Origin of the sequence: Lentzea kentuckyensis, from assembly GCF_002150765.1 — a bacterium.
GTDB classification, from domain to species: domain Bacteria; phylum Actinomycetota; class Actinomycetes; order Mycobacteriales; family Pseudonocardiaceae; genus Lentzea; species Lentzea kentuckyensis.
The window spans coordinates 105,770-128,848 of the sequence record NZ_MUYM01000006.1; the positions used below are offsets into that span (position 1 = coordinate 105,770).

At 64.6% G+C, this 23,079-nt stretch carries 15 protein-coding genes; 6 read left to right on the plus strand and 9 right to left on the minus strand.

Annotated features, from left to right (window positions below; genetic code table 11):
- Nucleotides 1-33 precede the first annotated feature (33 nt).
- The 3 genes from B0F77_RS04805 to B0F77_RS46940 form a co-directional block, all read right to left on the minus strand.
- The gene (locus B0F77_RS04805; RefSeq protein ID WP_086661546.1) at nucleotides 34-2,241 is read right to left on the minus strand and encodes a hypothetical protein; all 2,208 of its coding nucleotides are present in this window, start codon (nucleotides 2,239-2,241) and stop codon (nucleotides 34-36) included.
- Nucleotides 2,238-7,937, minus strand: coding sequence for a DEAD/DEAH box helicase (locus B0F77_RS04810; RefSeq protein ID WP_245847832.1), 5,700 nt, complete (start codon nucleotides 7,935-7,937; stop codon nucleotides 2,238-2,240). The genes B0F77_RS04805 and B0F77_RS04810 overlap by 4 nt, the downstream gene beginning before the upstream one ends.
- Before the next feature lie 467 nt (nucleotides 7,938-8,404).
- On the minus strand, nucleotides 8,405-8,818 hold the full coding sequence (locus B0F77_RS46940) for a hypothetical protein (RefSeq protein ID WP_143466564.1): 414 nt from the start codon (nucleotides 8,816-8,818) through the stop codon (nucleotides 8,405-8,407).
- 336 nt (nucleotides 8,819-9,154) lie between these two features.
- Between B0F77_RS46940 and B0F77_RS04820 the strand changes: the two genes are divergently transcribed.
- Nucleotides 9,155-10,732 carry a DUF6636 domain-containing protein gene (locus B0F77_RS04820; RefSeq protein ID WP_086661549.1) on the plus strand — a complete coding sequence of 526 codons (1,578 nt, stop codon included), beginning with the start codon at nucleotides 9,155-9,157 and terminating at the stop codon, nucleotides 10,730-10,732.
- 76 nt (nucleotides 10,733-10,808) lie between these two features.
- Here the strand turns inward: B0F77_RS04820 and B0F77_RS47700 are convergent, their stop codons facing one another.
- Nucleotides 10,809-10,958: a hypothetical protein gene (locus B0F77_RS47700; protein WP_158102601.1), complete on the minus strand. Its 150-nt coding sequence runs from the start codon at nucleotides 10,956-10,958 to the stop codon at nucleotides 10,809-10,811.
- 1,188 nt (nucleotides 10,959-12,146) lie between these two features.
- Here B0F77_RS47700 and B0F77_RS04825 point away from each other — a divergent pair.
- The 3 genes from B0F77_RS04825 (at nucleotide 12,147) to B0F77_RS04835 (ending at nucleotide 14,162) form a co-directional block, all read left to right on the plus strand.
- Nucleotides 12,147-12,935 carry a DUF5677 domain-containing protein gene (locus B0F77_RS04825; RefSeq protein ID WP_086661550.1) on the plus strand — a complete coding sequence of 263 codons (789 nt, stop codon included), beginning with the start codon at nucleotides 12,147-12,149 and terminating at the stop codon, nucleotides 12,933-12,935.
- Between the two features lie 115 nt (nucleotides 12,936-13,050).
- The gene (locus B0F77_RS04830) at nucleotides 13,051-13,458 is read left to right on the plus strand and encodes a hypothetical protein (RefSeq protein WP_143466565.1); all 408 of its coding nucleotides are present in this window, start codon (nucleotides 13,051-13,053) and stop codon (nucleotides 13,456-13,458) included.
- Nucleotides 13,455-14,162, plus strand: a complete 708-nt coding sequence (locus tag B0F77_RS04835; RefSeq protein WP_086661552.1) for a hypothetical protein — start codon at nucleotides 13,455-13,457, stop codon at nucleotides 14,160-14,162. Before B0F77_RS04830 ends, B0F77_RS04835 begins: the two co-directional genes overlap by 4 nt.
- A 42-nt stretch (nucleotides 14,163-14,204) precedes the next feature.
- On the opposite strand, the gene B0F77_RS04840 is transcribed toward B0F77_RS04835, so the two are convergent.
- The 5 genes from B0F77_RS04840 to B0F77_RS04860 form a co-directional block, all read right to left on the minus strand.
- The gene (locus tag B0F77_RS04840) at nucleotides 14,205-14,714 is read right to left on the minus strand and encodes a hypothetical protein (protein WP_143466566.1); all 510 of its coding nucleotides are present in this window, start codon (nucleotides 14,712-14,714) and stop codon (nucleotides 14,205-14,207) included.
- Nucleotides 14,715-14,901: 187 nt separating this feature from the next.
- Nucleotides 14,902-16,431, minus strand: a complete 1,530-nt coding sequence (locus tag B0F77_RS04845) for a hypothetical protein (protein ID WP_143466567.1) — start codon at nucleotides 16,429-16,431, stop codon at nucleotides 14,902-14,904.
- A 328-nt stretch (nucleotides 16,432-16,759) separates the two neighbouring features.
- Complete coding sequence (locus B0F77_RS04850) at nucleotides 16,760-16,996, minus strand: hypothetical protein (protein WP_143466568.1); 237 nt, start codon at nucleotides 16,994-16,996, stop codon at nucleotides 16,760-16,762.
- A gap of 80 nt (nucleotides 16,997-17,076) precedes the next feature.
- Nucleotides 17,077-17,280 (minus strand): hypothetical protein, encoded by a 204-nt coding sequence (locus B0F77_RS04855; RefSeq protein WP_086661556.1) that lies wholly within the window; start codon nucleotides 17,278-17,280, stop codon nucleotides 17,077-17,079.
- 377 nt (nucleotides 17,281-17,657) lie between these two features.
- On the minus strand, nucleotides 17,658-19,757 hold the full coding sequence (locus tag B0F77_RS04860; RefSeq protein WP_158102602.1) for a tetratricopeptide repeat protein: 2,100 nt from the start codon (nucleotides 19,755-19,757) through the stop codon (nucleotides 17,658-17,660).
- 181 nt (nucleotides 19,758-19,938) lie between these two features.
- Here B0F77_RS04860 and B0F77_RS46945 point away from each other — a divergent pair, with 181 nt between their 5' ends.
- Both B0F77_RS46945 and B0F77_RS04870 read left to right on the plus strand, forming a co-directional pair.
- Entirely contained in the window at nucleotides 19,939-20,205 is a 267-nt protein-coding gene (locus B0F77_RS46945; protein WP_143466569.1) for a hypothetical protein, read from the plus strand.
- Between the two features lie 1,995 nt (nucleotides 20,206-22,200).
- Nucleotides 22,201-22,977 (plus strand): helix-turn-helix transcriptional regulator, encoded by a 777-nt coding sequence (locus tag B0F77_RS04870; protein ID WP_086661559.1) that lies wholly within the window; start codon nucleotides 22,201-22,203, stop codon nucleotides 22,975-22,977.
- The last annotated feature ends 102 nt before the right edge of the window (nucleotides 22,978-23,079 follow it).

A 23,079-nucleotide genomic window follows, 5' to 3' on the forward strand; every position in this document is an offset into this window, starting at 1 on the left:
TGCCCGGTAGATCGGTGGTCGGCACCTGTGGAGTCATGTCAGCTGGATCCAGTAGGGCCCGGGATTGCTGCCGCGTGCGTGTCCTTTGACGAAGGTGCACCCGTCGGGGAGTTGTGCACTCGTACCGGGGCCGCGCAGCTTCCGGATGTACTGCGCGTACGCCACCTGAGCCTCGTCGCTGGCCCGATACCCCGCGGGTAGGGCTCGCAGGCGCGGTACGACCCAGTGCTGTCTGATGCTGCTCTGCAAGGCGGCCCGCTGCTGCCGCTCGACTTGCTGCTGTGCCTGGCGTTGAGCGATCGGGCCGGGCCACCACACGAAGGTGTCGGGCGCGTCTCCGCCCGGTTCACAGGAGAGCTTCCCCTTGTCGACCAGTTCTTCGCAGGTATGGATGACCTCCCACAACAACACGGGGTTCACCAGGTCGTCGCCGAACAGGCTGGCGAGCAGCTGGGGACCTGTCAGCCTGCGGGAGCCGAACGCCCCTGTTACACCGTGACGGCGCAGCACCGCGACGATCAATCCGGGCAGTGGGTCGATCTGCTCATGCGGTGTGGATGGAGCTGCCTCCGCCGCACCGTCCTGGTCTTGTCCGACGGAACCGGTCAGGATGTGCAGGTCGGCTGCCCATCGGTACTCCGGTCCGAGTGCGAGCGGTTCGTCGAGCAAGATCGTCGTAACCGACACCCGCCGGGCTTCGGTTGCCATCGCTACCACGACCTTGATGCCGGCGTAGAAGGACAGCGGCCAGGCGATGCCGGTGAGCAGTCCTGGTGCGCGACCGACCCGGTGCACGCGTTCGTCCTCGGCCAAATCGTCGCCGTCGTGGTGCAGCTCCACGACGAGGATTCCCTCGGCCGGGATCGACTCGAGGCGCTCGGGCAGGGGGAGGGTGTCGCTGTCGATGTGGGTGGAGCGCAGCGCCACCGTGTAGACGGTGAGGCTGTTCGAGAGGTGGTCGACCTCTGCCGCGCAAGTGTCGTCTACTGGGGCTTCGAGTTCCGGTTCATCCACTGTCGGCGTTACGTCCGGCGGCTGCTCGGGAAGCAGACCGTGCCGGCCCAACCCGAGCGGCCGCAGCGGATCGACGTCGCCCAGGTTCGCGTGAATTGGTGCGGCTCGGCTCAGCCACACCCCGCCGGCCTGCCACGTGTCGTCCACTCGGACGTGGCTCCCGTTCGGCAGCCGGCCGGTCCCGGTGGGCCCCACCAAGTCGGCGACGGCGAGGTTGGCGTGTACGACCGCCTCTGCCGCGCCGGTGAACTCGAGCGGATCAGCGGCGAAGTCATCGGGGTCGACGCGCCTGGCCGCGTCGACCCGTCCCGCGAGCAACGGCCAGATACCGGTGAAACGGGGGACGGCGGTGGGCCGGGTGACGGCGTGGACCAGCTCGTCGAGGTCTTTTCCGCCGAGAAGACCTCGATGGTCGTACCGCTCCCGGTAGCGATCGCTCGAGGTGGCGTATCCGGCCCAGCGACGCACGTCCGGCGCGTCGGTCAGCAGCGCGTCGATCGTGTTCAGCGCAGTTCTCAGCGCTACGGCCAACGTGTCGTCGTCCGACTCCGTGAGCAAGTTGCCGAGCGGGCCGTGAGCCACCAACGGCTTGGCCGCGCCGAGCAGGTGAGCGGCGTACAAGGCGGTGTCGTCGAGAGCGCCGTGCCGCGCGTTCGGGTAGTGGACGTTCCCGGTCAGGTGCCCGCGTTCGTCGAACACCCCTCGGCGCCGAAGCCGCTGCAGTTCTCTTCGGTCGCCGGAGTTGAGGGACCCACCGAAGGCGTGCAGGTCGACAACCACCCGTTCCCGACGGCAGCCCTGTTCGTCGAACACGTCACGTGCTCCAGACAGGTGCGCCGGTAGCCAACCGTCCGGGTCTGCCTCTTCCGCGCCGAACCTGGCGACCACTTCGCCCCACAACAGGTGCGCACCGCGTTCGATGCGGACAAACGTGCCCACCGGCAGCAGGGGCAACCGGCCGTTCCTCGCCTCCAGTGGTACGAACAGTTCCGGATCGAGGACCGCTGCGCGGTAGCCGTCGTTCTCGATATCGAACCCGAAATGCAGGGCGTTGAACGCCGTGCTGGTGTGCAGCGGGATTCCACGAACACGTGCCACCTGATCCAAGTAGGTGGAGATCCTGACGCGATCGGTGGCGGGCACCGCGTCGGGGCCTTGCAGCAGAGTGCCGGTGAACAACGGCTCGTCGTACAACGGCTGCCACACCGGTGCTTCCGTGATCGTCATCCGCTCACTCCCATCCGGGCCGTTGGGGTGTGGGCAAGGTCCCGGTCGACGTGTCGTCGTAGTCGCCACACCCGCGCGTCGGCCAGCACCACCTCACCGTTGCTGCGCAACCGGATCAGCGCGTCCTCGACATGACCTGTCTTGATGCCGGGGTCGACGCCCCTGAGCCTGTGGTAGAGCAACTGCGGCCACAACGGCCGCACGCGTCCTGACTTGCTGGACAAGAACATGTCGTCACCGCGGAGGACCCGGTGCAGCATTCCAGCGGTCAGGCCGCGGAAGTTGTCCCACAGCAACGTCCGGACGTAGCGCTCGACAGCCTCGTGGTAGGGAGCACCGTCCCGGTTGGCGGACGGTCGCGGTCGTGGCGTGTTCAATGCGTTCAGCAGTGCGGGACGCAGGACGAGGTCTTCCGTGGTGCCCCAGCAACTCGAACAACGGCACGCCGAACTGCCGCAGGTTCCCTCTGGCAAGGACTGGTCAGGGCGGCCGAAGTAGTCGGCGAAACCCTGGTTGACGCACCGCGTTGTCTCGGAGTACCAGCCGCGCAGCGCGCGAACCTCTTCTCTGAGCCTTTGCCTCTGAGAGTTCATCCGGATGTCGAAATCAGGGGGCAGCGCGCCCTTGCCCCCACTCGTCTGGACCGACATGAGGGTCTGGGTGTTGCCCGCCTGAGAGATGTCAACGGCTCCCAGGTCGTGCATGGTCGCCAACAACGTCCACGTGCCGGCCGCGTCGCCGGAGAGATCCGCGTATCCGACGACCTGCGAGGTGAGCTGCTGGTGGAGTTCGACCACCCGGTGACGGCCGGGGTTGGTCATGGCGAGCTTCTGAACGATTGCGAGGGGCGAGGCTAGAAGATCATCGCCGTAACGGACGGGATCGTCGATCGGCTTTAGCGTCACCGTCGCCGGGAAGTCCCCGCCGTCGTCCACGGCACCGGCCGCGGCGAGCACCGCTAGCGCCCTGACGACGGCTGTCCGGTAGTCCGCGATCGTCTCGGACTTCCGTGCTTCACGAGCGGGCAACAGTCCCGCAGCGAGCTCATCACCGATGACGGTGTCAACGACCAGGTCTGGATCGAGCACGCACTGGTCGCGAGCGGCGACCAGCACCGCGTTCCCGATGCGTCGCAGCGTCGACGTAGGCAGGCCCCGGGAGGCCATCCAGGACACTGTGCGGAACCCCTTGCCGGTGCCGAGTGCCAGCCCATGAGAGGGCGAGGTGATCGTGGCGGGCGGCTTCCCCGCCTGATCACGGCCCGCTCGACCGAGCTGTTGGTAGAGCCCCGCGAGGTCGGTGGGCGGGGACACGACGAACACGCAGCGGATGTCCTTGCGGTTGACGCCGAGCCCGAACGCGCTGGTCGCCACGATGAGCAGCGGAACGAAATCTTCGTCGTCCCTCGTAGGCGCGTCGCGGAACTCGGTGAGCACTGCGGCCTTCTCCGCCTCGGGCATCCGGCCGTGGAACCTGCGCACCCGCTTGGTGCCGCCTTCGCCGATGAACTCGCGAAGGTGCGCGTACAGCGTGTCCACTTCACGGACGGTGAGGCAGTAGAAGATGGCGTGGTCCGTACAAGCCGCCGTCACCGCCTCGGCCAACCCGGCCACGGCGTTGGGGCCACCGGAGGGCATGACCCGTCGGTAGATGGCAAGTTCCGGGCGCAGCGGGTCTGCGGTGATCGTGGTCAGCGGTTCGCCCTCGGTCGGCTCCTCCGGTAGACCGAACAGTCCGCTGCGCAGACCTTGGCGTACTCCGCGGTTGGCCGTCGCGGTCACGGCGGTGATGCGAAGCCCGTGTGCGGTCCTCAACTCGCCTAGCAGCGTGGCTGCCCGTCGGAAGCTCGGCCTGAAGTCGTCTCCCCATTGGACGAACGTGTGGGCCTCGTCGATCGCGACGCGCCGCAGGTTTCCCCTCTCGGCCGCTTCGCGCAACAAGTCCTGGAAACGACGGTTCGCCAGGCGCTCCGGGGAGATGTAGATCAGTCTGATGCCGTGGTCCCTGACCCCGGTGAGCTGCTCGGCGACCTCGGTCTTACCACGTCTGCTGTTCGACTCCGCCATAGGCCCGACCAGTGCTCGAACGGCGCCACCGACGGTGGCGTTGAGTTCGAGGGCTTGGTCGGCCATGAGCGCGACCAGCGGTGACACCACGACGGTGACACCGCTCATGGCGAGCGCGGGCAGTTGGAAGGTGTAAGACTTGCCGAACCCGGTGGGCAGGAGAGCGAGTACGTCGGAACTGGCGGCGACTGCGCGGATCACCTGCTCCTGTTGACTGCGCAGAACCATCGGTTCGTCGCCGGGGTGCAGACACGTGGCGATCCTGGTGCATCGCTCGACGAGCAGGTCACCGAACGTTCCGTCGGCGCGCGCCGCGGCTTCGGCCGCCGGGGTGATGCGGGCGTCGAGGATCTTGCGGGTGGCGGGCAGGAGAGTCTGCTCGGCCAGTGCCGCCGGTGTGCACAACTCGTCGGCGCGCTGGGAGGTGATCTTCCCGCAGTCGGCGAGGAACCGCCAGATCCGTTCCCACCCGGCGGCCATGGTCACCAGGTTTCCTCCCGCGGCCTCGCCGGTGTCCGGATCGCTCGTGAGCAGCCCTGGATCGAGCGACTCGAGGAACACCTTCCGGTAGCTGCGTCGCAGCGCGGTGTTCCCCTCGAGCTTCCGGTCGCTGATGACGATGACGCCTCGGTGGCCAGCTGAACGGATGAGCCGGCCGACGGCCTGCCTCAGGTCCATCGCGGCCAACGGCAGGTAGTAGGACTCGCTGGCGATCCGGTCGGGGTCCGGGTGACCGCTGTCCGCGGCGCGGCGGGCGATGGCGGCGCGACGAGCCGCGACCACGGGATCGGCGAACGGCGCGAACGGGAGCTTGTTGATCCATACCAGGGACAGGCGGTTGGCGGGGAAGTCGACGCCTTGCCACATGCCGCGGGTCGCCACGCAAAAACCCCCGGCCTCGGCGAAGGCATGCGCGGCGCGGGCATTGCCGAGGACAGGAGCAACGGCAACGGGCACATCAGGTGCTTCGGCAGGTAGCTCTGCTAGGAGGCTTTCGGCGATCGCGGATGCCGTACGGGTGGCCGTGGTCAGGACCAGAGCTCCGCCGGTGAACGTCTCCGCCTCGTCGATTCCCAAAGGGCTCGGATCTCGACGGATGACCTCGCGGGCGTAACCGGCGAGTTGGTGGGCCACCGTGCGGACGGCACCCTCGGCCTGTTCAGCCCAGCTGGGGAAGTCGGTCAGACAGAGCAGGCGAGCCTGCTCGGCGAGGTCGAACGGTCCAGGCAGGCAGTGGGCGTCCACATCGGTGTCGAGGGCGAGCCTGCTGCGGATGTAGTCCCATCGGCCAGAGACCCGCAGGGTCGCCGAGACGTAGAAGATGCGGGCGAAGCGCTCCTTGGCCGACTGCCACTGCCGGTCACGGGACAGTTCGATGGGTGAGGACGTCACCGTGAAGGCGTACCGACGAGCCGAAACGCTCAAGCCCTGCAGTTCGAGTTCGGTGGCGTACACGATCCGGTTCGACACCTCGCGCTGCGGGATGCTCCCTGACGCTTCTGGCTGGTCGTCCGCCCCGGTCTCGCCCAGATGCTCCTCCAGCGGGTCGAGTGGGACGTCCGGCTCGCCGCCCTGATCGCCGTCCAGGATGGTTGGCACGTCGGCAGGTAAGGCCCTTGCCCGGTCCAGGGTGAGGATTTCGTCGGCATCACTGAAGATCGTCTTCGCGGCGTCGCCCAGGTTCTCGACCCTGGTGGCCAATGACGCAGTCCGTTCACGTTCCCACCACGACGCGGCGCGCATTTCCGGTGATCCGAGATGGCCGATCAGTCTTTGGTGGACCTGTCCTGCCATGGTGGCGAGCCTGCTGAAGCGGGACATCAGGTGGCGCGCGGGCGTGCTGCTGCCGAGACCGCCGAACGGGCTCGCCAGCGTCGCGGTTCGGAGTCCCGGTTCGCCACCCACCGCGTCGAACACCGCCTGCGCTGCCTTGGGGATCACCTCGGTGTCGAGCAACCGCTCAAGATCGGCGATGTGCTCGCGAAGCAGTTCTGGGGTGTGGCGGTGGGTGCGGCTCCAATGAAGCAGTTCTGCTACGAGGTTCTCCATGGACCGGTAGTCGACTTCGGCACTTGCCGCCCCGGTGGCGGCGTGCTCAAGAGAATGCGCCTCGTCAACGATGAGCAACGTGTCGTCAGCGAACACATCGGGGTTGCTCAGCAACAACGCGTGGTTGGCGATCACCAATCGGTGGTTGGCGAGCGCCTCTGCGACGGTGTCGGTCATGCGGGCCAGCGGCGAACCAGAGTGCGCTCCGTACTCGCCGTATTCCTGGCTCAGGTCACCCAGCCACATTCCGACCATGGACCCCGCTGTTGCCTCGATGTACTCGGCCAGGAAGGCCGGTAGGTCGACCGGGTCGACACTGCGTGCCATCCACGCTTGGTACGCCGACGTAGCGCTGGTGAGTCGCCGAACCAAGTACACCAGGAGCTCGCGGTACTCAGGCTTGGCCACGAACCGGCTGCGCTCGGATTGCCTGCCGGTTCCGGAGTTGGAGGTGATCGCGTCGGTGACAGCAGCGACCAGCGATCGCATGGACAGGCGGTTTCGCCTTCCCTTGACCAAGTCGGTGATGCTGTCGAGACCGCTGACAGCGGGCATGAGGCGGGTGATGTCCGTCGCGAGCTGGAACTGGAGTTGCTTGGTGTAGGTGGCGAGAACCACGCGTCGAGAAGGAGAAGCGGCCAGCCAGTCCAGGGCTGTGGCGAGGATGGCGAAACTCTTGCCGGTCCCGGTCGGCGCTTCGCACAACGCGTCGCGGCCGACCGCTACCTGATCCGCCAGCACCTCGGCCATGCGCTGCTGGGCCGGTCTCCGTTCAACGGCCCTGCCCGACCCGGCTTGTGCCAGTACGTGCGGATCAGTCCGACCCGCTTCGTCGAGCATGCCTTTGGGGATCGAGAACGTCGCTGGGGTTGCACGTCCTCGACGCAGGGGGGTGAACAGCCCTGAGCCGGCCAACGTCCCGGCGAGGACATTTGCCACAGCACCGTCGTCAGCTGCGGGTGGCCTGGAGGGCTCGTGAAGCAGCGAAGTCATCAAGGCCCAAGCAGGCGATCCGACGCCGATCCCGAGCACCAGGTCCCGCAGGGGCCCGTCCCAGGCAATGACGACTTCCGCGGCACGGCACAGCAGTCGGGAGGTCAGGGCGGCGTCGTCCCCAGCGTCGTGCCAACGCAAACCGGTTCGGTCCACACCGGTGGTTTCAGCGAGCTCGCCCAACCGGTGCGTCGACGCGAAGGGCCAGACGGCATGTGCTAAGTACAGCGCGTCCACGAGCCGGAGACCTCCCGGCGGAGGTTGGTCCACGCTCTTGGCCAAGTTCTCGAGCATCTCGAAGTCGGCGGCGAAACCGTTGTACGCGACGAGGGTGTCAGCACCCTCCGAGTACTCCCGCAGGTCCTGCAGCACCTGCGCGGCGGGCACCTTGCCCGACTCGTACCGGGCTCTGACGGAGGTGGACCGCAGGTGGTCCTCCCACTCCCCGTCCGGTAAGGCAACCCACGCGTCAAACCTCGGGGCGTCCTCGACCCAGGTCTGGTCGGCCGACAACCGAACCGCGCCGATCTGGTAGATGCGACGATCCTTGCCGGATCCCTGAGAACTCGGCCGGACCACTGCTTCCACGTCGATGACGATCGCTCGGGGGACAGCACGTTGTTCGACAGGCGCAGAGTCGAGGTGTGTGCGGTCCGCGGCGCGCGATGCGGACCGCAGGGTTCCGCCGTCATCCACCAGAAGCCCGATGTGGACGGCCGCAGTCACGATCTTCCGCAATCTTTGAACGGTCAGACCAGGCCAGGTGACGCGCGCTCGGGTGAGCAACTCGGCCTCGCCGCAAGGACCCTTGTCGGCGATCAAGTGCGCAACACGTTCTTCCCGAGAGTTGGTCATGTCCTCGTTTCCGCTGCTCGACTCGTACCGAGCGTTCGCCGTTGCCCAGAACGGCCGCGCTCGGCGCGGACAGCCGGGAAAAGCCCTTGGTGTGCGCGAGCCGCAGCGCCTCGGCGACCGTGTGTCTCGCTGGCGCGAAGTCCTCGGATCCTGAACTTGCTCGGGTGCACGTTTGGAATTCGAGTCGAGATGATCTGTTGTTACACCGAGTCGTAACTGGCCTGCTTAGGGGCCGCGATGCTCTGCACCGCGATCGTTGTGGTCGCCGCCGTGTGAGTGCGGCCGTTCTGACGCCACGACAACCAGGAGGCGCACACGGACTTGGCGGCGGAGAGAAGCTGAGTTGTACGGCCCGCATGGAATTCGAGGCTTTCGGCTCGCTGCTCTTTATCACGTGGCCACGGCGACATGTCCCTCTCTGAAGCCGTCGGTAACTCTCTCCGCGCCGTTGCCGATGAGGGGCATGCACAACCCGGAGGAGGAACGACCGTGAAACGGTGGGCTAAAGTCGCCTTCAGCTTTGCAGTGATGGCACTGCTGACGGCGGCTGCGTGGATCACGTTGTCTCTGAGATCTTCTTCCGACGAGGAACGCACGAACTCGTCCAGCGCCACTGCGACCACCAACTCGGCCGAGGCGCCTGCGAATCAGGCCCGTGAGGTCGCGGTGGCTCTGGGGCAGCTGGCGACAGATCCCGACTCTGTGGTGGCCGACGGAAGCCGTAGCCACGTCGGGCAACGCGCTCGGGAGGGAGTTCCAGCCGGATCCTCGGTCAAGGTCAACGAGGCTTCGTGGGCCCCGGACGGCGTCGGCGGCGGAACCGTCGAGGTCACCGTCAGCTCGCCCGGCTTACCAACGGTTTCCTACGTCGTGGTGATGGTATCTGAGGACGGGCGGTGGAAGGTGGCCGCCACCATGCCCATCAGCGACTCCGCAGTCGGAGGAACGCGATGAAGGCGTTGCGGTACCTGGCAGTGCTGACGCTCCTGCCTCTCATCACGATCGTGCCTCACTCTGCCGCACAGGCGCCAGGCGATCCCGCGGACGTCCGATGTGAGGGTGTCGGTCTCGCACCGCAACTGACCGGCGATCCCGACGTGAACCCGGACGGGACGCCCGTGCGGATCAGTCGGGACGGGCGCGGGAAGTTCGTCCCGGTGCTCATGGTGCACGGCTGGACCGGCAGGTCAACGCACGACGAGGGAAGGAAGGGCGCGTTCTCCCACAAGATCGACCTGGCGGCGAACCAACTCTCCTCCCTGTCACCGACCAGATCGATGGTCGGGCAAATCCAGCGCATACCCGGAACCGCGGTGTTCACGTTCGACTACCACGACCACTCCGCCCGCTGGGTGGACGACCAGCACATCGGCCACGCGCTGGGCAACGCGATCGACTGCCTGTTCGAAGCGAGCGGGGAGAAGGTCATCATCCTCGCGCACTCCATGGGCGGACTGGCGACTCGGTATGCCCTCGGCCAGAACCCCGGCCGATCGAACAAGGTCAGCACTGTCGTCACCTTCGGCACACCGCACACGGGTTCGCTGATCGCAGCGCTGGGCGATGTGGCGCTGGACGTCGGTGCGATCGCCCACCGCGCCGTCAGCGTGATCCGGCTCATCCTCGCCACGTGCGGCCAGCTCAGTACCACGTCCGTCCACACCGGAACGCTCTGCGACTTCCTGCCGGAACCGGCGCGCGCGTTCGACTCGGAGGCGGGCCTGGCGCTGCGGCAGGGCTCGCCACAACTGGCCGCGCTCCAGTCGTTCCCCCGAGACGTCAAAGTCGTGGCGCTGGCGGGTGACACGGCGCTCACCGTCCCGAAAGCCGGTTGGTTCCGGCTTCCGTGGGAGGTCGACACCGTCCCCGTCGGAGACCTCGTGGTCATGACCGACTCCGCGACGAAGTACGGCGGCGAGACGAAGCAGACCTCCTGCGCCTACCAGCTCAACCCGGTGCGCGCCGGTACCGACCAGGTCGCTCTCGCGCTCAACGTCACCGCGCGCAACGACGTCGCCCAGCCGATCACGTCAGCACTGGGCGCCTGCTTCCACAGCAACCTCATGCGCGCCGTCGAACTGACCAACGTTGCCACGGGCGTGGTCAACGAAGACGTCGAGTCACGGCGCCCCAAGGTTCGAGCCGACCCCGCCGACTACCAGAAGTTCGCGGGGATACACAGTTTCGACTCACCCTCCAGGCGATTCTGGTGCGGCATTCTCGCTCCAAGCGACGGGCAAACAGGACTCGCGGCGTGCCAGGGAACCACCACGCCGGTCCCGCCCAAGCCGGCGGACTGCAGGCTTAACTGGGGCTTCGGCATGTACGTCAACAGCACGGGAAAGGTCGCCTACCTGTGTGCCGGCGGCCTGATGTTCAGCGATGGCAACGCGAAGGTTCTGCCTTACGGTGCCGCACTCTCCGTCTCAGGCATGACCTGCACGTCCGAGACCACCGGCATGCGGTGCGTCCACGATCAGACCGGGCACGGGTTCCGCATCGCCGCAGAGTCCAACGAGCGCTTCTGAACGACGACCGGGAAGCCGCCCGCGCTGCCCGTTCAGCGGCAGGACGGCGAGCGCGGGCCACGGCGACTGAACCAAGTCAGGACCGGTCGAACTCCGGGATCAGTTCCCTGATCAACCGGATGCTCGTCATCACCTCGTCCCCCCGGATCGGCCCGATCTGCTGCAGGCATATCAACCGGTTGATGCCGAGGTCCGCGCACGCCCGTTGGACTTGCGCAGTTCTCATCGTTGGATAAGACCAGGCTGCTCGACGTGGACCGTGCAAGAAGTTCGTCGAGGTTCATGGCCTACTGCAGGTGCTGGCCAGTGCAGACTTCAGGAACGCGCTCGCCCTGGGTGGCGCCGGCCTACTCCGCAGGATCTCGAACGCGACGCAGCCAAGACAGTGATTGGTCTGCTCCAGCTGCCCTCGTCGGCGGTGCTGATGTGACGTGCGACGAGGCAGGTTTGCTACCACATTTACTACCGAGGCGCCGAGAGCAGAGAGCGATGGACACCGAGAGATCTTCGATCTTCCCAGGTCAGAGGCCTTCATTGTGAGGATGATGCCGAGAACGAACCTGGTGACCTCTTCGGTAGTGGGCGAATAGATCACGGGCTGGATGGGTGACAAGTCGCTGACCTGCGGATTCGCAGTCCGCAGACCTGAGGTTCGCAGGGCAGTTCCACCCTACGCAACGCAGATGGCCTGTCGATGGAATCCATCAACAGGCCGTCTGAACTGGTAAAACACACTGTGGGCGATACTGGGATCGAACCAGTGACCTCTTCGGTGTGAACGGATCCTGTCGAGTGTCAGACCGTTTCGCCGGTCTCAGCACTACACTCTTGACCTGTGTATACAGGCTTTGAGGGTCCCACTGCTTCGTCGGCGTCTCGCTAGCTTCGGGTTGTCTCAGCTACCGGATTTACTACCGGTCCAGCTCGGTCGCTGTTCATGGCGATGTGCCTATTGGTCTGGCGGCGCTCGTGGGGCTCGTCGCGGAGGCTTCTGTCTTGCTGCAGATCGAAGCGATTGTCGTGACGTGGGTAGTGATGTGTGGTGCAGGAACATGACCTGTCAGGCGGTTCGCGTGCTATTCCGCCTGGGCTCTGATAAGCGACATTTCTGGCAAACTTTCTGTTTGGCGAGCCTGGCCCGGTCGCGTCTGGTTCAAACCTGAAGGTTTTCGCTTGCAGGTTTCAGGGAAAAAATGCTTTGGAGTGACGTCTGATGGCAAGTGCACGACATTCCCCTATTTCAGGGTCAGGCGTTGTCGTACGGGTCCTGACTATCATCATGGCGACGGTTGTAGGGTTGACCTTCCGCTGGTGCACGGTGATCAGGCGCTGCTGACAGACCAGTTGGCATCCCGCAGACGCTCCCCGCAATTCCTGCGCGTGCCGCGCGGACGCTGGATCCTCGGAGGTTAGTGTGGTCGTCGATGATGCGCGGGCAGGGTTCACGCCGTTGCTGAAGCAGATGCTGCCGTTGTACCTGGACACGCTTGCCGGGGGCCGTCCACCAGTGCGCGAGGGCTACCAGCAGGTGGCATACCTAGCGCACGGCTGGTATCTGCGCTGCCACCGCGGTATCGAATCCATCCTGATCCTGGATGAGGCCGGCTACATCGAGGAAGCCGCCCCGATCCGCCGCTCAATCCTCGAGCACACCTTGGCGCTGCGGTGGCTGGCCGCCGAAGGCGATTCGATCATCGACACCATCGCCCGCAGCCACGCCCGCAACTCCGGCAAGCGTCACGAAGCGGTGTCGGAAGCAGGCTGGACGTCGGTTGACTTGGACCAGGTCCGTCGCGACATCGATGAGATCAACGCCGATACGCGGGACGGTGGCAACGACAGCCTGATGCACTTCCTGCACCGCCTCAAGGCTTACGGCGAGGTCCACGAGCTGCCCGGCTACCTCGCCGAGACGGCCCGCTGCCATCCCACCTACGAATCAGCCATCTGCTACACCGAGCTACCCGGCGGTGGTGCCTTGCCCGAATCACGGCAACCTGTGCCGCCGGTGCCGTTTGCGACCACGCAGCTGCTACGCGCACTGCAGGCCGTGCGGGAAATCTTCAATCCTCCACCATGGGAAACCGTGCTCACCGGCGTACTTGGCCGTTACCGCACCGTCGTCAACGACGTCCGAGTCCAAGACGGACTGGCCCCCATCGACTGGGACGGACAAAAGCCCTATCAGGCCAGGGCCCGCTAAGCTAATCCGCTTGCCAGCACGGAACATCAGCGTGAAGCTGCGAGAGCCACACCTGCGGTTTGCTGCGACGTGGAGCGGCGCCGTTTGCGGCAGATCGGGTAGCTAGGAGTCACGTATGGGGCGCAACAGGACCAAGGGCGGCAAGGGCAAAGGCAAGACGCGAGGCCCCAAGCATGATTGGTCTGCCTTGGATCGGCGGATGATCTTCGAGGACGCGTCGTGGCTGTACTCGTTGGCGTCGAGCACCCAGGCCGATGAGGTGTGGCAAGGACTGATGGGGTTGGTGATCGCGCCCCACTGCGCCCGGATCGTGCACGAGGGTTATCAGTATGTGACGCGCAAGGCCCCTGCGGCCGCGGCCATGGTGCGTCTGCGCCACGGGCGCGAGATTGAGGCAGCGCGTCACACCGTCAAGCTGCTCGATGACACCCACAAGCTGTATGACGGGGTGGTTGACGACTTCGAACGCATCGCCCAGACCCACGATGATGCCCTTTGGGGCGGAGCAAATTCGCTGTCGTGACCCGCGATGGGCATGTCTTCACGACCTCGCGGGTCGCGGACTTTCAGGGAGTCTTCACCGAGCACGAGATCGCCTCCCGCGCCACCGGGCAGGGCAGCCGCACGTACGACTTGGGCTACGACATGGGGACCGCTCTACCATCGATCACGATGGCGCTGGGCATTGGATTGCCTGCCGAGGTTGCTGTGCCGCTGCCCGCGGGGCAGGTTCCCCGCCCGCGCAATACGACCGCACGTCAGTACTACGCGCAGCGGTTCGAGCCAGAGTTTCCTGATGCGCTCAAAGACATCCTGACTGTGATCGAGTCATCGGTCAACACCAGCCTCGTCGTGTTCGCCCCGTCGGCTGATACATTCGTCGGCCCGGTTTTTCGTGCCCGCTTCGTCACCACAGTCCACGCGCTTCGCGCGCTCACCGAGATCCTGCAGCGTTACCCCGCCCTGGCAGGGCGCCGCGGGATCATGGGAATCCAGGCGGTGTTGGATGCCGCCGATTCGCGCTACTTGATCAGTGACGACGTCAGGGGCCTGCGCAACCGGTGCATGCACTACGGCATCCCGTCCCACCTGGCCAACCTGGCACCCAACGCGCCGGCCTACGGCCTGGTAGAGGCAACAACGATCTCCTCCTACAACACCGTCAACACCCACGTCACCGACACCCTCGACGCACTGTCGGAGAGCTTCAAAGCCTGGAGCGCGTAGGCGACAGGGCGCGGCTTGCCACCAGTCCTAGGGTAAGGACTGCTACTTGCTACTGATGGCCTTGCTGCCGAGCCGCTCAGCGATGCTCTTGCGGTCGCGCAAGGTCTTACGGGCTCCGAAGTAGACCTGCACGTGTCCTTTAGTCAGGTCGAGACCGTGGTGTTCGGCGGCTTTCTTGATGGCCACGATGGGGACGCAAAAGGTGCCGCTGCGGCCTTCCTCGATCACCTTCGGCAGATCATCACCGAGGTGTACTGAGGCAAGGTTGCCGTACTGCGCCCTGACTGTTGCTGAATGCAGGTGATGATCATCGGGGAAGGCGACACTCCAACCGATGACCTCGACCGGCACACGTCCGGTGGCAGCAACGGTGATCTGCACAACCGGCTCCATCCCGACCCCGCCACCGGTCGCCAGCAGCTTCATCGGTGTGACGCTCAACTTCGCGCGCTGCCCGGTGAGTAGGCAGTTGAGCACGTTCCAGGCCAACGAGGCGCCACCAACGAGTAACGCCAATGCGGAGATGATCAACGAAGCCACAGCAACAGTCACCGGGACAGGCTAGAGCCGCGGTTCACCGCGGCTTGTTCGACCGGCCGACCCTGGTGGAGATGTCATTCCTGCGGGCTGTCCTCGGCGGCTGCGATCAGCCCGCGGACAAGTTCGGCCGGGTCGATGCCCAGACCCGTGGCGAGTTTGAGGATGTTGTGTAGGGACAAGTTGCGGCCGGCTTAGGCTCTCAGGGGGTCTGCTGCTGGAAGGGGATCCATGGCTTGGCCGGGTCCATGATGAGCACGTCCAGATGGATCGTCCCTCGTTGCAAGGGGAGGGTCAGGCGATCGACGGTGAAATGCTCGCCGGCGATTGGCAAGTCGCGCTTGGCGAGAGCGTTTGCGATCGCTTCGAGGTTTGTCGGCTCGCCCAACGCCAGGAGGTAGCGGAGTGAGGTGACCTCAATGTCTGGTTCGGGTAGTGGTCGCAGGCATAGTTGCCTGGGGATGCCGACTGCCCAGGTCCAGGTGAAGTCGCTGAGGTCGGGCCAACGTGCCGGTAGCTTGGCGGTGGTTTCGCCGGAGGCGAGCCCCGCGCGGACGCGTGCGATCTGCAGGGCGGCCTTCTCCGCCCACTCTTCGACCTTGACGACCTCCGTGAGCGCCCAGGCATCCACCGGCCACTTGATCTCCAGACAGATGGCAGTCTTGGTGGTGGGGTCGATCGCCAGCACGTCGAGGTCGCCTGCCTGACGACCGTTGGGGTACGTGACCTTGATCCGTTCGGCTACGAGAGCACCGGGGATCTTTTTCAGCCAGGTGGTCCACCTCGTCGCGAGGTCTCCAAGCGACTTTCCGATGGGCCCGAACCGGTTCGGGTCGTAGCCGGCTGAGCGCAGCACGAGCGGGTCGACGAGGCGGATACCGATGAGCGGCGGGCAGATGATGAGCGAGTCGTCTCCCACCCGGACAAGAGGAGAGTAGTGGGGCAACCGTCCGTTCTTGAACGTCAGTCGTTCTAGGAGGTTGTCGACATGCGCGCTCGTGCATTCGGGTGCCAGTTTCGTGAGCAGGTTCGACAACGTCGTGGTCGACATGGTCACGAGCGTGGTTTCGGTGCGTTGCAGGATATTTGCGGTGGCTGTGCAGAGATCCGCGAACCCCATCAGGGCGGCGAGAAGGTCGATGGCGTGGCCGACCGTGAGTTGATCGCCGAGCGAGAAGGACTCAGGCAATGCCCCCTCTGGTTGGTGCTCGCGCAGGATCGTGATCGAGTCTCGGGCGCGGGCGGCTGAGGCTTGAAGGACCTCCAGCGGCGGCAAGCTGCGTGATTCGCCGGCCTTCGTGGCGATCCAGGCGCTCTCCGCTTCAGTGAGGCGCGAAGACAACTTGGGTGCGGCCTCTTGCTCGAGGACCGCGTCGGCGACCTCGATGGCGGGATTCCACCTGTGCGTGAGAACGAAGCCCTTGCCGCGCTTGCGGACGTGGTATGCGCCGATACGACTGGCCAACTCCAAGTTGACCACGTGTGAGAGCCGGATCGCCGCTTCAACGAGCTCTGTCGCGTCTTCGTGATCAATCGCTCCTGATGCGGTGGGGAACTCGTGGTGCCAGGTGACGAGGAGACCGAGCACCGTCTCCCAAGGCAGAGGGTGGCCCAGGTAGTCAGGCTGAGATTGCCGCCTTCGGGTGGCCATCTGCAGAAGCGCGAGGATGCGATTCGGCCCGGACTGCCAACCAGGATGAGTGGCGACCAGGCGTCGTTCTGACGCGATCATGCTGAGCAGCTCTTCCTCTGGTCTCACCGCGGAGGCCTCCTGGCTCGGCAAGCGATCGAGATGTTCGTTCGTCGATCGCCTGGTTGTGACGCCGATCAGCCGTGTGATCTTTCGGCGTCAAAGAACATTGCCGACCTTACGGGTTGCTCGTTGCGCTTTGCTCAGGTGGTACGTCGATTCGTGCCTGCACGTGGACCCGTAGTCCTTCTGGGACGGTTCGTGAGCCTGTCAATCCGTGATGTCGAAAGATCTTTGCTTTCCTAGCGGGTGAGGCTGGTCGAACGCGATTGTCGGGTCCGCGGTAGAGCGGATCACCCTTCGCGGCGGGTCAGGCTGATGGAGAACTCCTCTGAGCCTTCGATGCTTTGGTCCCGGTACCCGAGCCGACGATCTGGCCGTCGTCGATCAGTCGCTGGATCTCCTCGGCCTTCTTGCACATGGCGGCGCTGTTCCTCGCGACGGGCTTGCCCGCGAGCCAGTCGGCGGCAGCGTTGGCGAGGTCAACGACGCAGATCCCCTCTGCCAGGTCATAGGGGCTGATCCCCTGGAAGCCGAAGTCGCGCACGCGGGATTCGCTGATGAGGTACCTGTCCTTCGCTACCGGCAGGTACGCGATCGCTCTGACCCCGCGGTCTTCGCCGGACTTCACCCCTGAACGTGTTGGGTACCGGCCGCGGGATACGTCCCGTCCGGCGAGAATCCACCGACATGCTGCTCATCGCCGACGAGTGCGAACCTGCCGAAGCTGAAGGCGAAGCCGGCGGGCAGCTCGTCCAGCAGGCGGCTGACATCCGCGCGCTGGTCGGTCGGTGGCGGGCGCGATGTCGTCGGCGACGACTCGTCATTCACGCGCAGACGAAAGCGTCGTGCTCCGCCGGCCTGGCTTGCTTGCGCTCGAAGCATTTCCCGAGCTGTCGTAGCGATCGCCGTCCGGGCATCCGAGCTGTTCTCGCACAGCTGCAAGACGAGCTGGATGTGAGTGTTGCTGCGGCGAGGTCGCCCGCCAGCTGATGAGCGTGCGCGAGGCTCAAACGCGCCATGAGCGCGGCGTCGGAGTCGGCGCCGAGATTGTTCCCCAACCGCAGAAGCAGATTGCTCCGCTCGGTTTATGCGTCGTCGACACCTCTCTGGTCTCCCTGGTGCTGCTGCATGATCGGTTCCCTTCGTCGACCTCAGGTGTGCCATCAGCTGGAGTTAGCGAAGCAGCTGGTGGCGAGCCGGTGAGGTCACCCGCCAAGGCGGTCCTCGGCGTCCGCGAGATCCTGCAAGCTGATCGCGAGGAACCGCTTTGCGTTGTGCTCCTTGCAGGTGGCGACAGTCTGCTGGTGAATCTCGATCGCTTCGTGCACTCGACCGGCGTCACGGTAGGCGCGGCCGAGGTAGTTCAGCACGAAGACCTCAGTCATCGGCATACCTCGGCCAAGGACCATGTTCCAGGCCTTTTCGTGGCATCGGATGGCTTCCTGGGTGCGTCCCAGACCTCGGTAGGTCTCGCCCCTGGCTATGAGCTCGGCCTCGTCCTCGGCATCAACCTGGTCGGGAGGGAGCGCAGACGCTTCATCGCACCAGTCGAGTGCCTCTTGCCATCTACCAAGCTCACCGCAGGTGTGTGCCAGGTTGAGCAGGACGGTGCGCTGCCAACCTGTGTAGCCGATCTCCTGCGTGATCATCAGAGATCGTCGTAGGCACTCGTAGGCACTCTCGAGTCGGCCGGCTTGCTTGTGCGGAAAGCAGATGTTGTTGAGCGTGACACTCTCGCCTTGCCGATCGCCCTGCAGGCGTCTGAGGTTCAGTGCACGCTCGTGGCAAGCGTGTGAATCTTCGAACTCCAAGAGCTGTACGTGCAGGATCCCCAAGCTGTTGAGAATCTCTGCCTCACCACATAGGTTGCCGACGCGCCGGACCGCTTCGAGGCCGACGGTGGTCGTCGGCTCCCACTCTTGCCACCGCTGGCCCTTCATGTAGTGCCGCGTCAGCAATGCGGGCAGCTGCCAGGCTTGGACGTCAAGCTTCCGCTCACCAGCACAGCGGGTGACCGCGACGAGATTGGTGTGCTCCTGGTTGAACCACGTGTTGACATCGTCCTTGGTGGAGAAGGTCAGCGGGGTGACACCGGGTGGCAACGGATCTGGTTCGATGCGGCGGTAGTGAGGATCGACGATGCGCTGAGAATTAGCGACTGTGTGGACGTACCAGGCTGACAGCCGCTTCAGCGCTTCTTGTTGCGCAGATGGCGCTTCGTCGACGTTAGCGCGTTCAGCGGCGTAGAGCCGCAGCAGGTCGTGAAACCGATAACGAGTGCCATGCGCCTCCAACAGATGTGCGTTCACCAGCCTTCGCAACGACCGACGAGCCAAGCCGCCGGTCAGTGCGTCAGCAGCGGCTTCGCTGATGTCCGGTCCGGGATGCAGGCCGAGCAGCCGGAATGCCCTCGCATCATCAGGCGCCAACGCGCGGTAGGACGAAGAGAAGACCGCGCGCACGGTGTTGGTGTCGTCGTCTGGAGACAATGCCTCCAACCGCGACTGCTCACTCGCCAGTTCGGCGACGAGTTGCGCTATCGGTGTGCTGGACGCGGCCACCCGTTCCGCGATGATCCGCAACGCGAGGGGCAGCCGCACGCACAGCTCCGCCAGGGTTTCCAGCGTCGCGGATGGCAGCTCGTCTCCCAGTGTGGCGGTGAGCAGGTTTATCGCTTCGGCTGGTGGCAGAACGTCGATCGTCACGCGGTGAGCGCCTTCGTGAGCCACCAGGCTTGCCAACGCACTGCGACTCGTCACCACAACCAGACACGTGTCGCTGCCGGGCAGCAATGGGCGTACCTGGTCAGCGGTTGCGGCGTTGTCCAGAACTATCAGGACCCGCTTGCCGTCCAGCAGAGAGCGGTACAGTCGCTGGCGCGCTTCAAGGTCGCTGGGAATCTGGGAGGCAGGCACGTTGAGCGTGCGCAGAAAACCCTCCAACACCAACCCTGGTTCCGCCGGAGGATCGACGGGGTCGTAGCCGCGCAGGTTCGTGTACAGCTGGCCGTCCGGGAATTGCTCGCGCACGCTGTGCGCCCAATGCACCGCGAGGGCTGTCTTGCCCACACCCGCGGTGCCTGCGATCGCGGAGATCACTAGCGCTCGGCCATCCGCCTTCAACAGTCCGTTGAGGCGGTCCAGGTGGTCGGTGCGACCGGTGAACCCACGTACGTCGCAAGGAAGTTCGCGCGGGATCGGCAACGGTGCGGAGTGCATTTGCGTGTAGATGGAACCGGCCTGCACGACGGACGTGGCGGCGCCGCGCAACACATTGTAGGTCGAACTCTCCGACGGTTGAACCATGACAGCCGACGGTAGTTGTTTGAGGAGGATGTTTACCGCTCTTGAACTGACCATCCCACGATCGGCTGAGGGCATTCCACTCGGCGCGGCAATCGAATGGGCGCCCTCCCTGCAGCGAGAGCACCCTGGGAGAGCTCACGCCAGATGGAAGTCCTCGGCGGTAAGCCGGGTCAGGTCCGCGGTGGCGACGTTCTCCCTCAGAGCGAGCCGCGAATCCTTGTACGTGCCGAAAGTGCGTCCGTGCAGTTCAGTAGACATCGAGGTGTTGCCGGTCTTCGTCCGGCATGATCGTGGCCGTGCTGGTCCGCTTCGCTATCTCGCAGTCTCTCATGCTTTCACTGCGTTGTGGCTGTTGCGCATGACCGACCGTGAGAAGAACGTCGAGATCCTCGCGCTGCAACCTCGACTCGCGGTTTTGCAACGACAAATCGGTGATCAGTGCCTGTGATGGAGGATAGGGCGATGCTCGCCGCCTTGCTTGTGCCTTTGGCTCGCAGGAGGCTGCGCTGGCTTCGGCCTTTTCTAGTGCTCGTGTGGGCAACCATTCCGGCGGAATCAAATTAAAGGTCAAATACCGGTGGTGCAACATCCTGCCGACGCCGTGCGATCAAAGCTACTGCAGCGGTGATCGCACGAGGGCGGCAATGAGCACAGAGATCTTCATCAGCCACGCGCCGTAAAGAAGAAAGTCGCCCAGTGGACGCGAGGGCTCAAGTAGAACTCAGCCACAAAGAAGAGGCCACCAATGTCCGCGATCTTGCGCACCGGACAGAAAACGCCTAGCCTCGTTGTCTCCTGAGGCGTCGAAGAGCCTCGGCTCGAGAGTTGCGACGCTAGTCGGAGGTCTTCGGGCTGATGGTTGTGTCGCGCGTTGTCTGGAGGCCTTCTCTGCAACCTCAATCGGACTGTGCGGCACCTGTACGACGTCCATGCCGTGCGGGCCAGTGGGACCTCAGGTGGAGCTGGCCCACTCCGTACATATTCAGGACCTTGAACGCGACGCTGCAAGACAGTGATTGGTCTGCTCAAGCTGCCCTCGTCTACGAGGCTGATGTGACGTGCAACGCGACGGGTTTGCTACCACTTTTACTACCGGGGTACCGAGAGCAAGGAGCGATGAGCGCCGAGAGATCTTCGGTCTGCGCAGGTCAGAGGCTTCAGTCGTGTCGATGATGTCGAGAACGAACCTAGTGACCTCTTCGGTAGTGGCGAATAGATCACGGGCTGGATGGGCGAAAAGTCGCTGAGCTGCGGATTCGCTGTCCGCAGACCTGAGGTTGGCAGGGCAGTTCCGCCCTACGCAACGCAAACGGCCTGTCGATGGAATCCATCGACAGGCCGTCTGAACTGGTAAAACAAACTGTGGGCGATACTGGGATCGAACCAGTGACCTCTTCGGTGTGAACTATGTCGCCCATACCGCGCTGACCTGCGAAACAAGACTCTCGCAGGTCGTCGGCGCGCATCCGTTCAGGTCCATTGAGGACCGTTCCGGCATGTTCAACGTGCGGAGTTGCTCCCAATCTGCTCCCACTCCGTGCTCCCAAGGCTCATCAGCTCTGTCTCTTCTGAGGCCAGGCATGACGCACGGCGGCACGAGCGGACGTTCGGCACGCTTTCGGTCACGATTCGTCGAGCTGTGGCCTGGTATAGCCGTATCCCAGCGATACCAAATGGGCGCTGCAGAACGGTGGAGCCCAGCCTCGTGACACAACCCCGGCAGGTACCGTTCAGGAAGATTAACGTAGTCCGGTAACGCGCCAGGCTCACACTTCATATGCTGTTCACGCTGGCGCACGGAACACCAGACCCGAGCCAACAACTCCACTGCCAGAGGCAATCCCTACCCGAGAATCGTGAACATCATGATCGCCGGCAGATGCTAGAGGTACAGGAACTTGCCACGTCGTTCCCCGAGCCACAGATGAGCACTGCCTCCGAGTCGGTCGAGATGGACGGAACCGTCCGAGTAGGTCACCAGGACCTCGACGCGCTCCAGGTTCCAGTCGCCGCCGGGGCCGGGCTCGAAGCGGATGTATCTCGGAGCCCGGCTGATGTCTGCGGAGTCGGTCGGCCACGGGCATACGTGGATCGTTCTCCGCGGGGCGCAGGACTGTCGCCCCCTCGCCGAAGATGTACCAGCGGTCCGACTTTCGCTCGAAGTCGTCGACATCCCCCTGCGAGTCGACGTTGTACTCCCGTCCGGCAAGCCCCAGGAAGACATCCCCGTCCGTTCCCGCATCCGGCCTGTCTCCGGTCACTAGTCGTAGTTCGATCTTTGTGATGACCGACATTTCTCCTCCTAGGGCGCGATGGTGCGCGATCGACGCGCAGGTGCCGACACCCAGCGTTGCCTTTGTGACCTGCCGTGGCCATACGAGTTTTCGCGGATGTTGGGCGGCAGCGGCGCGGGTTAGGCTGTCGTGACAGGTTGATCCCGCCCGTGGAGGCAACCTTCATGGCAACTCCAGTTGCTATCAGCGAACGCGAACTCCACGTGATGCTCCGAGTCGTCAACGCCCCAGATCTGGGGGACGACGGAGACGGGTTGCCGTGGTCCACGCTGGATGCGCTCAAGACACTCATTCCCTGTACTGGGATCGCGTTCAACGGGATTGACGTGGACCAACGCAAGCACTACCTCCGGCAGAACCTCGGTGGACCGGACAAACCATCGGACACGGCCATCTACTGGGCGCACTATCGGTACTCGGCCAGCTGTTCCTACCCGGAGCGCACCGGTGATTGGTGCGGGGTCACCAAGACCACTGACTTCCACACGCTGCGTGAGTTTCGCTGTACACCCATCTACGTCGACTACTATGGACCGCCGGACGTCGACCACGCGATACGTGTGTGTCTGCCGGACGGACCAGGTCGCCAACTGCGATTGATCGCCTACCGCGGTCGTGGGGATCCGGACTTCACCGAATGCGACAGGGGCCTGCTCACACTGTTGCGCCCACACCTGCGTTCCGCGCACCTGAAGGTTCTTGACCGTCGAATGGACAAACCAGGGCTCACCAATCGTCAATGGGAGCTGCTTCGGCTGGTCGACGCCGGTCTCAGCAACACGCAGATCGCCAGGCACCTCCACCTGGCTGAGAGCGCCGTCCGCAAGCACCTGGAGAACATCTTCCGGCGACTCCAGGTCTCCAGCCGGACCGCAGCGCTCGCCCGAGCGTTTCCAGCGCGAGCTCGCGACTGCGCGGCAGACTGATCATCTGTATTCGATGAGCTGGCGAACGGGCGCAATTGCGGAGAACGCCGTCGACTGCGATTGTCAGCCACCGCTTGATCGCAGGTGCGTGCGCGTTCCATC

What these genes read in the sequence shown, in the direction of transcription:
- B0F77_RS04805 (WP_086661546.1), bottom strand. Translation starts at nt 2,241, where the DNA reads ATGACGATCACGGAAGCACCGGTGTGGCAGCCGTTGTACGACGAGCCG.
- B0F77_RS04820 (WP_086661549.1), top strand. Translation starts at nt 9,155, where the DNA reads ATGAAGGCGTTGCGGTACCTGGCAGTGCTGACGCTCCTGCCTCTCATC.
- B0F77_RS47700 (WP_158102601.1), bottom strand. Translation starts at nt 10,958, where the DNA reads ATGAGAACTGCGCAAGTCCAACGGGCGTGCGCGGACCTCGGCATCAAC.
- B0F77_RS04830 (WP_143466565.1), top strand. Translation starts at nt 13,051, where the DNA reads ATGGGGCGCAACAGGACCAAGGGCGGCAAGGGCAAAGGCAAGACGCGA.
- B0F77_RS04845 (WP_143466567.1), bottom strand. Translation starts at nt 16,431, where the DNA reads ATGATCGCGTCAGAACGACGCCTGGTCGCCACTCATCCTGGTTGGCAG.
- B0F77_RS04860 (WP_158102602.1), bottom strand. Translation starts at nt 19,757, where the DNA reads ATGGTTCAACCGTCGGAGAGTTCGACCTACAATGTGTTGCGCGGCGCC.